Genomic DNA, 11,749 nt, shown 5'->3' on the forward strand with positions numbered 1-11,749 from the left:
ACAACAGTTTTCTACTGTTGTTTTAATAACGGTCAATTTGAATTATTTTTCCATTTTCCGCTGATATTTTAATATCTACATCTTTTCCATTTACTTGCACTACTTCGATATCATAATAATATATTCCATTATTATCATCTAGTTCTATGTCTGTCACTGTTCCAGCTTTTTTTTCTAACGCTATTTTTTTTGCTTTCTCATCTGTTATTTTAATATTTTTTAGCATGCTGTTTTTTGACAACACTTCCCCAGTTTCCGCATTAACATATAAATCTTCGTCTTCTTTTTGATCTAATACATCATCCTGCAATTCCACTTCATAAACTGTTTCCCCATTTGCATTCGTTTGTAATTCTACATCTTTTACCTCTTTATTGGTTTCTTCAGCAGCTAGTTTTGTTGCTTCTTCTTTTGAAATTTTTTGTTGTGCTGCTACAGAATTTCCGTTTCCTTTCCCAATATAATAAGCTGATGTACTAATAATTATTACAGCAGCAATTCCAATCCAGATCCATTTATTTTTCATTTTTGCTTCCTCCTTTTTTCTATACGTATATAGTACCGTGGTAAAATGATAAGAAAGAAGAACAAAAATGAGAAATTGATGAGAAATAAGAAATACGTCTCCTAAAATATGAAGACCAAATGTAGTTTACAATATCCTAATCATCTTCCCAATTAATTGAAATCACATCTCCGCTATATGCGTTTATATAAAGTTTTACCTCTTCCTTTTTTTCCGTTTCTATTTCTACTTCATATACAAATTGATCATCCTCTTCCTCTAAATCAATACTTATTATCTTTCCTTCTATTTTTTTTAGCGCAATATCTTTAGCAGCTTCTTCCTTAATCCTGCCCGTTGCTTCGTTATTTACTGGTATTATCTCTTTCGATTGACGGTTAACTAATATTTTATACGGATCTTTTTCCGACTTTAAACTAATTTGAAAATAACGAATGCCATTTTCCGTTATTGCTTGTACTGCTATTATTTCTCCGTCGTATTTTTTTTGCACTTGTTTAACAGCGTCTCTTTCTGTCAATAGACTTTGATTATTCGTATATTTTTTTGATAAAACGACAATATTTGCAATTTTTCCGGTTTTAGCATCCACAGAAATATGATAGGACCCTTTATTATTTTCAATCTTTGCTTCATATACCTCTCTTCCTTGCTGCTTTTTTTTGGATAAACCCATCACATCTCCTTCATACTTACTCGATATGATTTCTTTTACCTCATCTTTAGATAAAAGATCATCCTTTTTTAAAAAAGTAAAAAAGATATAAAGGATAAATGCTGCTACTAGAAAGACTAGCAGCTTCAGCCAGCTTCGCGTTCTCACTTATGCGCCATCTCCTTTTGATTTTTCTTTGTAATCTTCTATTAAAGGAAATTGACATATAAACGTTGTACCTGCTCTAACAGCACTTTTTACAAAAATGATTCCTTTATGTGCTTCCACAATTTTTTTGGCTATCGATAATCCTAATCCTGTACCTTCACTTTCACGTGTTCTCGCTTTATCCACTCGATAAAACCGCTCAAAAATTAAAGCTTGTTCCTCTTTTGGAATGCCTGGTCCTTTATCAGAAATTTCTATCATCAAACATGTAGTGGTTGTATCAATCCTAATATGGATGCTATCAGAACTAAATTTAATCGCATTATCTAATAAGATAAATAATAATTGTTTTATTTTTTGTTGATCTCCATACAAGGAGACTTTATTTTTTTCACTGTAAACGGAGATTTTTCGATGATGTACTGTTTCCATATTTCGAGCTGTGTCTTGACAAATAGCTAGAAGATTAAGGTGATTCATTTCCAACTTCCAATGGCCATCTGCGTTTGCCAGCTCAAGCATTTGATTGGTCATCTCTTTCATGCGAATGGATTCAGAATGAATGGCCTCTATAGCTTCTATTAATACTTCCTCTCTTTTCATTCCCCACCTTTTTAACATATTCGCATAACTTTCTATCACTGTTAAAGGTGTTTTTAATTCATGCGATGCATCAGACACAAATTGCTGTTGCTGCTCAAACTGTCTCTTCAATAACGTAATCATCTTGTTAAAAGTTGCTCCAAGTTGATATAGTTCATCCTTTTTCTTTTCGGGAAGGTCTATTTCTTTCAAATCACCTTTTATTTGTATTTCTTCCATCGTATTAATCATCGATTGAATCGGGTTTAGAATGACATTTGATAATATTCTTCCTGCTAGAAAGGTCGGAATAATTACAATAAGGGTTGAAATAATTAAAATAATACGTAAAGCATGTAAAATAGTCATACTACTTTGGATATTTTCTGCTAGTTCTAATGTTACAACATCGCCATTATGCCAAATCACTGGAAGTGTTGTAACAGTAAATACACGATCATCTTGTTCTATTATTTGTTCTGTTTGTTTTCCGATAAAATGTGCATTTATGTCTACATACTTTTTATCTGTTGTTGAAGTAAAGACTACTGAATCATTACTATTTATCAAACGAATCATTCCGTCTGTAGGTATGTACGCACGCAGTAAACTTTCTGTATTGGAATCAGAAATTGAACGCAAGCTCTTGGCTATTTGTTCCATTTGCACCGTTGTTTTATTTACATTGTCTGTAAGAATTAGTTTTTGAAAAAGAAAATAAATAAACATGTTTACTACTAGTATAATAATAAAAAGAAATAAGGTGGAAAATAGTTGAATTTTCAAGCGCACTTTCATGATGCAACATCCTTTATGATATACCCAACACCCCTAATCGTATGAATGATGGATTCTCAAACTGATGATCAATTTTAATCCGAACATAACGAATATACACATCGACTACATGTGTATCACCTAAATAATCATATCCCCATACATTCGTTAAAATTTGCTCTCTTGTAAGCACAATATTTTTATTTTCTAGTAAGTATACTAATAATTCAAACTCACGTGGTGTTAAGTCTATTTCAATATTTTCTCGTATTACACGATATGATTTTACAAATACTTGTAAATCTGCAACCGTTAATACTTTTTCTTGTTCTTTTTTTATTTGTTGCTGACTTATTCGAAGAGCAGCACGAATTCTTGCCAAAAGCTCTTCGATTTGAAATGGCTTAGTTACATAGTCATTTGCCCCTAAATCTAGCCCAGCAACTTTATCCGGTATCGAATCTCTTGCCGTTAAGAGAATAACTGGCACGTTATTGTTGCCATTTCTTATTCTTCTTAATACTTCTAAGCCACTTAATCCTGGTAACATCACATCTAGTAATACGAGACTACAATCTTCCTTCATTACCCTCTCTAAACCCGTTGTACCAGTATTTTCTATACAAACATCATAACCCTCATATTCTAATTCCATCGTTATCACTCTTGCTATTTTCTGTTCATCTTCAATAATGAGTATTTTTTCTTTTTTCAAAAATGAACCTCCTGACTTTTCTTTTTTTTTAGATTAACAACTTTTTATATAGAGTGGTATCGAATCCACACTATTTACTGTGTAGACAAGGCACCTTTACAACAAATGCAATTATATATAAACTATTGAAGCATTTTAATAAGAAGACTACAAAAAATAGTACTAATTTGCAAATAAAAATGCCCTAAAAGATGACGCTTTTAGGACATTTTTATAATAATTTGTTTTGTAGATTAATTATAAATTAAAGATTATTAAAAGTATCAGTTAAAACTGGAACAATTTGCTTTTTGCGAGATACAACACCTTTTAATAGAGCAGTATTATTTTTTAAATCGACATTAAACGCTTTTTCCACAACTGCTGCTTTATCACCTAATGCTAAAGCGACAGAATCATTGTTTAAAATATCAGTTACAACTAATAAAAATAAATCAAGATTTTTCGCAGAAATTGTGTTGTTTAATGCTGCTTCTAATTCAGCTTGTTTTGCTAACACATCGTTTGTATCAACAGCATTTACTTGTGCAACTTCGACTTTATATGTACCCATTGGAAATTCTTTTGCATCAAGTGAAATTAATTGTTCAACTGTTTTATCACTTAAATCAGCACCTGCTTTTAACATTTCAAGACCATACTGTTCCGCATTTACACCAGCAATTTCAGCTAATTCACGTGCAGCCGCTACGTCTTGCTCTGTGCATGTTGGCGATTTAAATAATAAAGAATCCGAAATAATGGCAGAAAGCATAAGACCTGCGATTTCTTTGTTTATTTCTACGCCATTTTCTTTGAACAGCTTGTTTAAAATAGTTGCAGTACAACCAACTGGCTCGCAACGGTAGTATAACGGATCGCTTGTTTGAAAATTTGCAATACGGTGATGGTCGATAACTTCTAATATACTAACATCTTTAATATCTTCCACACTTTGTTGGAACTCATTATGGTCCACTAAAATGACACTGTTAGTTTCAGTTGAAGCTTTTTCAATAAACCTTGGTGCTTCTGTATTAAAATAATCTAGAGCAAACTTAGTTTCCCCGTTTACTTCGCCAAGGCGAACTGGTTCTGCAGCAATCCCTAAGCTATTTTTTAAGCTTGCATATGCAATTGCTGAACAAATAGTATCCGTATCTGGATTTTTATGACCGAATATTAACACTTTTTCCATGAAATAATTCTCCTTGTAACAATAATAATGATGGTTCATATAGATGTACATCTTAACTATCCTATGGAGCCACCTACAGTTATTTTAACATATCCCAATAAAAATAAAAGAACTGAACAAAAATTTCTACTATTCATATAGAAAAGCGTAGTTGCCTTGTTCAGCCCTGTAGAAAAATGGTCTCTTGACTCAAAAAGTGTTTTTTTATTTAGGCTTTTTTCGTATAGATTATTGTGATTTACCCCGCAGCCTGAATACGCTTCGCTTTCCGCGGACGAGTGCCGAGCCTCATCGTCGCTACGCTCCTGCACAAGTCTCGTCTTTCGCGCTTTTCTAAGCAGGAGTCTACGTGTATTCAGGCAGCTCAGTGCTTAAGCCATATTTATTATTTTATTCAAAAACAACAAACTTTTAGAAAACAGCCTTACTTTAAGAAAACGTGCGGTTATCTTTCATGAGAGCTAGACACTTATCTAAGTTAAAAACCTAATATTTCCTCATCTTTCCACAAAAAAAGAGAAAGGAGTTAACCTTTCTCTTCCCTCTATTTTACAAATTAGAATTTAAATTTGTAGTTATCAATTTCCCAAGCATGGATTGTTGTACGGTAGTTATCCCACTCTTCTTTTTTCGCAGCTAAATATTCTGTGAATACATGCTCTCCAAGAGTTTTAAGACCGATTTCACCAGCTTCTAACTCAGCAATAGCTGCATCTAATCCACCTGGCAAGCTGTCAATTCCAAGCTCTTTACGACGATCATCTGTCATATGGAAGATATCTTCGTTAATTGGAGCTGGAGCTTTTAAGCCTTTTTCTACTCCATCTAAACCTGCAGAAGCGATTACTGCAAATGTTAAGTATGGGTTAGCAGATGGATCTGGACAACGAAGCTCAACACGAGTAGCCATTCCACGTTTAGCAGGAATACGAATTAATGCTGAACGGTTTGATGCAGACCAAGCAAGGTAGCAAGGTGCTTCATAACCAGGTACTAGACGCTTATAAGAGTTTACTAAAGGATTTGTTATCGCAACAAAACTCTTAACATTTTCTAATACTCCAGCAATGAATGAATATGCTTCTGTTGAAAGCTGTAATTCATCAGACTCATCAAAGAATAGATTTTCTCCATCTTTAAAGAATGACATATTAACATGCATACCTGAACCATTAATACCGAAAACTGGTTTTGGCATAAATGTTGCAAATAATCCATACTGAGCTGCAATAGTTTTAACAACCCATTTATATGTAGTAGATAAATCTGCTGCAGTTAATGCATCAGCATATTTAAAGTTAATTTCATGTTGGCCTTCTGCTACTTCATGGTGAAGTGCTTCAATTGTAAAGCCCATAGCTTTTAACGTTTTGAAAATTTCAACACGAACTTTTTCGCCTAAATCTTTAGGAGATGGCTCAAAATATCCACCAAGATCGCCTAGTTCATCAGTTGGATATCCTTTTCCATCTGTTTCGAATAAGAAAAATTCTAATTCTGGACCAACTGAGATTGAATAACCTTTTTCAGCAGCACGTGCAACTGTTTTCTTAAGAACGTTACGAGTATCCCCTTCAAATAAAGTTCCATCAGGATTTGTAACAGAGCAAAGGAAACGTGCTTCAGAATAACCTTCTGTTTCAGTCCAAGGCATTACTACAAATGTATTTAGATCTGGTTGTAGGTAAGAATCTGATTTATTAATAGGTGAAAAACCTTTAATAGATGAACCATCAATCATGATTTTACCTTCTACAGCATCTTCTAATTGTGCAGCAGTAATAGTGATATTTTTTAAGATTCCTTCAATGTCAACAAATTGAAGATGTAATAATTGAACGCTTTTTTCTTTAATTGTACTTTGAATTTGTTCTAATGTAATCTGTGCCATGTCATTTTACCTCACAATTCATGTTCTATTATTTAACCTGAATCCATTATAAGTAATCTTTGATTTTTATACAATGTTTTTTTAAAAAGTTTTTCAGTATTTTTTAAAAATTTTACTAGATAACGCTTTCATCCTTTTGAACAAATTTAAACATAAATAAATTTGGTGAATTTGTGAAAAAAACAAGGCAATACTACGTATTTTTTATCATTCCTTTCTTTTTTATTTCCCTATTCGAAATAAATAGCATATATTAACACTAGCGGGATTTATGTAATGGTTTCCTAACTTACAGAATGAAGAACAAAATAGGATGTTTCTTTCCATAATGAAATTCTTAATAGAATAGAAGTGAAATTATAGATATTTAGTAAGGTAGTTTAGTTTTTTGCAATAGCCTTTCAATCTTTATATCTTTAATTATTTCACTATACCGAAAAAAATTAAAAATTTTTCCAAAATAACACTATTTTTTTTATAATTATAATGGATAAATTTTTAGAATAGTGTTAAATTTTCAAATAAGCAGTTAATTTCAACTAATTTTAGGATGGTGTTACCTTTATGAATGCATTAAAACCTTTTACTCTTAGCAAAAGATTTCCTGATATGCCTATCATAGGTTCTTCCTTTGCAGGCAGTTTAGAGGATGTTATTCCGTTGTCATTTGGATTTCCTGCACCAGAGTCATTTCCACTTGAGACTATGGTAACAGCAACGGAAGCAGCAATGAAAACACAAGGAACTGGTGCACTTTCCTATCTTGGAGGTACTGGTCCAAGCAATATTGTCAAATGGATAAAATCTCGTTCCAAACTCCGTGAAGTTTATGCAAACGAAGATCAAATTCTCGTTACAGCAGGAAGCATGCAAGCCATTGATCTTGTGACACGAACATTGACGGACCCTGGTGATGATTTATGGATAGAAGCCCCTTGTTTTTTTGGAGCAATCCGTTCTTTTCATCTAGCAGAAGTAAAACTTACTTCCTTTCCTATCGATGAAAATGGTTTACAAGTAGATCTAGTAGAGCAAGCATTAATAAAAGCAAGAGCAAATAATAAACCGATGCCAAAAATCCTTTATGTCATGCCGAACTATCATAATCCAGGTGGGGTTAATCTTTCGTTGGAAAGAAGAAAAAAACTTGCCGAATTAGCGTATGAATATAACTTTTTTATTTTGGAAGATGATGCTTATGTTGAACTTACATTTGATGGAAGTTATTTACCATCCATTCATTCCTTTGGACCGGAAAGAGTCATTTATTTGAGTACTTTTTCTAAAGTGATTGCACCAGGTATTCGCATGGGCTGGGCTATAGGAAATAAACAAGTAATTGATAAAATGCGCATCTTAAAAACGGACGGTTTTACAAGTGTTTACGTACAGGAAGTAGTATACAATGTGCTTCAGAAGCTCGATATAGAAGAGCATATTCAGTATTTAAGCGCCACATATAAATCGAGAAAAGATGCGATGGTAAGTGCAATAAAAGAATATTTCGGAGATGATGTATCTTTCGTAGTGCCAGATGGTGGTTTTTTCCTATGGTTAACCTTCCCCCTTGGTGTTAATACAAGTGCTTTTGTTGACGAGGCAATGCAGGCAGGCGTGTCCTTCTTAGATGGACGACATTTCTACTTAAAGGATGAAGGTTTTAATACGATGAGACTATGTTTTACTTATTGTAATGAAGAAAAAATTACAGAGGCAATCAAACGTCTTGCCAACACGTATTATGCTTATGTAAAAAGATTAACGCCTGAGGAAATTAATAAATGATTCATACAGACCAAAAGAAATTAGTTATTTATATTCGAAATAATATTCCAGAAAAATTTATAGATCAATTAAAACAGCTTGGGGCAACGGTAATGTTTGAGCCTTGGACATACGGAGAAGATGAACCTATAGTGCAGCATAATTTGTCCGAATGTACTATTATACTAACATTAGGTTTACATGATCATTTAAACATTATCGAGCAAGCACCTAATATACAGTGGATCCAATCCATTAGTGTTGGCTTAGATAGTGTTCTGAATGAAAGAACACTGAACAGTGATATTATTATTACGAATACAAAAGGCTGCACTTCTGTACCTATTGCAGAACATACTATTGCCATGATTTCTAGTTTTGCTAGAGGAATTCCAGCGATGATTCAAAATCAGCAAAATAAAATTTGGCAAAATACTTCCATTACTGATTTAGAAGGTGCAACAGTAGGGATTATCGGATATGGAGAAATCGGGAAAGAAATTGCCAAGCGTTGTAAAGCATTTGATATGACCGTTATTGGCTGCAGAAAAAGGCCTACCCGTACAATAGAAGAGGATCCAGCTGATCAAGTAGTCGGATTAGAAGAAATGGATATGGTCATAAAAGAATCCGATTTTCTTATATTAGCACTTCCTTCTACACCAGAAACATTTCATATTATTAATAAAGAAAAGCTCCAATTAATGAAGCCAACGAGCTTTTTAATAAATGTTGGGCGTGGGAACACGGTTGCAGAGCAAGATTTATTAGAGATTTTACAAACAAAAAAACTTGCAGGAGCAGCTTTGGATGTGTTTGATGTAGAACCTTTGCCAAAGGATCATCCTTTTTGGAAACTAGATAATGTCATTATTTCGCCACATAACGCCTATTTTTCACCAAAAAGCATGGAACGTTATATGAATATATTTTTAGAAAATGTTTACCGTTTTCAAAATGGGCAGGAACTCATTAATGTGGTAGATAAAAAATTAGGGTATTAAGAAAAGTACTTACAATGACAATAATAGACGAATTGGTATTGGGTGTAGGGAAAGGAATATACCTTTCCCTAACTTGCTAATTTAGTTTATTATTGTTATCTACTACATAAATGATAGAATGTTTATTTTTAACTTTGAAAGGAGATATATAAGTTGGAACAAAATTTACAAAAAATCAACTTATTAGACTTAGTCTCAGATGTTAATAAATATAATAATTTTGTAGTTACAGATATAAACGATCATGTTTTAAGAATCGCTGTTATCGATGGTGAATTTCATTGGCACGAGCATGAAACCGACGAATTATTTATGGTACTCGAAGGTGAACTGATAATTGACCTAGAAAATAATAAAAGCATTTCATTACTACCTGGAGAAACCTTCACTGTACCAGCACATACACAACATAGAACAAGATCAAATACTAGAACTGTAAATCTTTGTTTCGAAAAAAAAGATAACGATATTAATGGAATTTCTTAAAGCACCAATAATCATTGGTGTTTTTACTAATCAACAGAGACTATTAATCTTATCAATTCTACTTTTTTTACAAACTTGCTTAATGAGTTAATAGTATAATTAGCTCTCCTACCCTATTTTCTTTATTCTCAACATCGAATTAGCATTTTTTTGAAACTCGTATGAAACCTTAACCTCCTCAACCTTACAGCCATTGTCTTCGAGATAACTTATTATTTCATCTAAGTGTTGATATCGGTTTCCTTCTAAATCAACTAATGGAAAAATACGAACTTCTTCTTTTGAAACCCTCAATAATTCCTTCAATGTGCTGATATGGAAATCAACATCTAATCGGTCAGAATACGTAAATAAAAAATGAGCAGAAAGGATAATATCAAATTCCTTATCTTTAAACGGCAAAGATGGAAGAGTAGTTGGTATATATCTCTTGCTATTTTTCTTCCTATCGTTATAAGAATCTATTAAAGCATTGGTTCGATGCCTTCCTAATCCCTCTACGCTTTCAAAATAATCCCATAGAAAATTGTCTTTCGCTTTTTCCATCGTTTCCACTGTGTGTTCAATATCCTTCAGCCCTTTATTTTTTAATTCTTCATTTGAGTGATAATAGGCAATATCAGCTGCCGTCACATCTAACCCAAACTTGTTGCCAACTGCTGTAAATGAGCAAGCTCCTGCTGGACAATCGAGTATCTTCTTGCCATTTAGTTCTAATGATGAAAGGGAAAACATATGTAAATATTCTTCATAAGTTCTACCAATAAAAATGATTCGTTCCAAGTCTAATCCAGATTTACTCATAGGTTTCCATCTCCTTAAATATTTCAGTTTTTATGCATAAAAAAAGGGTTTCTCATCCTAGTAAAAGGACGAGAAACCCGTGGTGCCACCTTATTTCGTTTATTAAAAATAAACGCACTTACTGTACAGAAATAATCTATGCTATTTCGATACATTGTCTCTTTTATATCGGTAAGACTTTCCGCCATAACCTACTATTCGTTCAGTTTGGCTGCTCAGAAGCCCATTCAACAAGATTTCCACACTGATTTCCACCAACCATCAGCTCTCTGAAGTGTTCTTTATGTTTACTCCTCTTCATCATCGCATTTTTTATTCGAATGTCATTTACCAAAATTACCATTTTCTTGATTTTATCATTTTATAACAAACTCAGAAGATAGTCAAAACATTTGCAATCTTATTTTACTAACGCATCCTTAGTAAAACAAAATGAGAATTACCAATTAGCAATAAAGAAATCTTCTTTGATTGGAGCCAGGAAGCACGATATTATAGGTGCGAATAATACTGGAATTCATTCTATTGGAGTTACTTATGGATATGGTTGATTTAAGGAATTAAGTCATTCCAACCCTACTCAAAACACTATCGTCTCATATATTAAGCGTAAATATATGAATAATAACAAGACGAAAAGACCAAATCATCGAGCGATTTGGTCTGCTAATTGCATTTGTTTTTCTATAAAAATAGAATTACATACCTTATCTATTATATAGATATATAGAAGTCTCTTCTTATTTAAACTGTTTCAAAACCTGCGTCTTTCCATGCAGTTGTTCCACCTTCAATAAAAGCAACGTCTGTAAAGCCCATTTTTTTAAGTAAATAGGCACCTAACGCAGCTTGTCCTCCTAAACCACATGTTACTAAAATTGGGCGGTTGCGATCCGCTAACTCTGGATTGCGAAATTCTTCTGGAAGTTCTAAATCAGCACGAATTGGAAGCATGCCTAAAGAAATATTTACACTGCTTGGAATCAGCCCACATGCACCAGCATCAGCTGCGTCCTGTACATCAATAATATATGTAGTTGGTTGTTCTTCTATCTTTTTTTTCGCTTCAATCGATGAGATGCCTGGAACATTATTTTGTGCTTCTTCTACTAATTTACCAAAAGTTAAAGTCATTTTCATTCCTCCTTTTGTTTGTCATGTAAATCGTATCAAATTACGCTGTATTTATCTAATAATTTG

The 11,749-nt window shown here is 33.1% G+C and carries 10 protein-coding genes, 1 pseudogene and 1 other annotated feature; of the genes and pseudogenes, 3 read left to right on the forward strand and 8 right to left on the reverse strand.

Annotated features, from left to right (window positions below; genetic code table 11):
• Positions 1–22: 22 nt before the first annotated feature.
• The 6 genes and pseudogenes from ACTXGU_RS20250 to glnA form a co-directional block, all read right to left on the reverse strand.
• Complete coding sequence (locus ACTXGU_RS20250) at positions 23–526, reverse strand: PepSY domain-containing protein (protein ID WP_443483337.1); 504 nt, start codon at positions 524–526, stop codon at positions 23–25.
• A 136-nt stretch (positions 527–662) separates the two neighbouring features.
• On the reverse strand, positions 663–1,349 hold the full coding sequence (locus ACTXGU_RS20255; protein WP_443483338.1) for a PepSY domain-containing protein: 687 nt from the start codon (positions 1,347–1,349) through the stop codon (positions 663–665).
• Entirely contained in the window at positions 1,350–2,729 is a 1,380-nt protein-coding gene (locus tag ACTXGU_RS20260) for an ATP-binding protein (protein WP_443483339.1), read from the reverse strand.
• Positions 2,726–3,423, reverse strand: a pseudogene (locus tag ACTXGU_RS20265) (response regulator transcription factor). The gene ACTXGU_RS20260 and the pseudogene ACTXGU_RS20265 overlap by 4 nt, the downstream one beginning before the upstream one ends.
• Before the next feature lie 244 nt (positions 3,424–3,667).
• Positions 3,668–4,600: a manganese-dependent inorganic pyrophosphatase gene (locus tag ACTXGU_RS20270; RefSeq protein ID WP_443483340.1), complete on the reverse strand. Its 933-nt coding sequence runs from the start codon at positions 4,598–4,600 to the stop codon at positions 3,668–3,670.
• A 556-nt stretch (positions 4,601–5,156) separates the two neighbouring features.
• Complete coding sequence (glnA, locus tag ACTXGU_RS20275) at positions 5,157–6,491, reverse strand: type I glutamate--ammonia ligase (RefSeq protein WP_443483341.1); 1,335 nt, start codon at positions 6,489–6,491, stop codon at positions 5,157–5,159.
• 564 nt (positions 6,492–7,055) lie between these two features.
• Here glnA and ACTXGU_RS20280 point away from each other — a divergent pair.
• The 3 genes from ACTXGU_RS20280 to ACTXGU_RS20290 all read left to right on the forward strand — a co-directional run bounded on the left by ACTXGU_RS20280 (position 7,056) and on the right by ACTXGU_RS20290 (position 9,745).
• Positions 7,056–8,276, forward strand: a complete 1,221-nt coding sequence (locus ACTXGU_RS20280) for an aminotransferase-like domain-containing protein (protein WP_443483342.1) — start codon at positions 7,056–7,058, stop codon at positions 8,274–8,276.
• Positions 8,273–9,259 carry a D-2-hydroxyacid dehydrogenase gene (locus ACTXGU_RS20285; RefSeq protein WP_443483343.1) on the forward strand — a complete coding sequence of 329 codons (987 nt, stop codon included), beginning with the start codon at positions 8,273–8,275 and terminating at the stop codon, positions 9,257–9,259. Before ACTXGU_RS20280 ends, ACTXGU_RS20285 begins: the two co-directional genes overlap by 4 nt.
• 153 nt (positions 9,260–9,412) lie before the next feature.
• Positions 9,413–9,745 (forward strand): cupin domain-containing protein, encoded by a 333-nt coding sequence (locus ACTXGU_RS20290; RefSeq protein WP_443483344.1) that lies wholly within the window; start codon positions 9,413–9,415, stop codon positions 9,743–9,745.
• Positions 9,746–9,853: 108 nt separating this feature from the next.
• Here the strand turns inward: ACTXGU_RS20290 and ACTXGU_RS20295 are convergent, their stop codons facing one another.
• Entirely contained in the window at positions 9,854–10,549 is a 696-nt protein-coding gene (locus ACTXGU_RS20295) for an SAM-dependent methyltransferase (RefSeq protein WP_443483345.1), read from the reverse strand.
• A 61-nt stretch (positions 10,550–10,610) separates the two neighbouring features.
• Positions 10,611–10,862 (reverse strand) — a binding site (T-box leader).
• Positions 10,863–11,293: 431 nt separating this feature from the next.
• Positions 11,294–11,683 carry a rhodanese-like domain-containing protein gene (locus ACTXGU_RS20300; protein WP_443483346.1) on the reverse strand — a complete coding sequence of 130 codons (390 nt, stop codon included), beginning with the start codon at positions 11,681–11,683 and terminating at the stop codon, positions 11,294–11,296.
• Between the last annotated feature and the right edge of the window lie 66 nt (positions 11,684–11,749).

The organism is Niallia sp. 01092 (assembly GCF_052318935.1).
Lineage (GTDB): Bacteria > Bacillota > Bacilli > Bacillales > Cytobacillaceae > Niallia.

What these genes read in the sequence shown, in the direction of transcription:
- ACTXGU_RS20250 (WP_443483337.1), bottom strand. Translation starts at nt 526, where the DNA reads ATGAAAAATAAATGGATCTGGATTGGAATTGCTGCTGTAATAATTATT.
- ACTXGU_RS20260 (WP_443483339.1), bottom strand. Translation starts at nt 2,729, where the DNA reads ATGAAAGTGCGCTTGAAAATTCAACTATTTTCCACCTTATTTCTTTTT.
- ACTXGU_RS20270 (WP_443483340.1), bottom strand. Translation starts at nt 4,600, where the DNA reads ATGGAAAAAGTGTTAATATTCGGTCATAAAAATCCAGATACGGATACT.
- glnA (WP_443483341.1), bottom strand. Translation starts at nt 6,491, where the DNA reads ATGGCACAGATTACATTAGAACAAATTCAAAGTACAATTAAAGAAAAA.
- ACTXGU_RS20280 (WP_443483342.1), top strand. Translation starts at nt 7,056, where the DNA reads ATGAATGCATTAAAACCTTTTACTCTTAGCAAAAGATTTCCTGATATG.
- ACTXGU_RS20285 (WP_443483343.1), top strand. Translation starts at nt 8,273, where the DNA reads ATGATTCATACAGACCAAAAGAAATTAGTTATTTATATTCGAAATAAT.
- ACTXGU_RS20295 (WP_443483345.1), bottom strand. Translation starts at nt 10,549, where the DNA reads ATGAGTAAATCTGGATTAGACTTGGAACGAATCATTTTTATTGGTAGA.
- ACTXGU_RS20300 (WP_443483346.1), bottom strand. Translation starts at nt 11,683, where the DNA reads ATGACTTTAACTTTTGGTAAATTAGTAGAAGAAGCACAAAATAATGTT.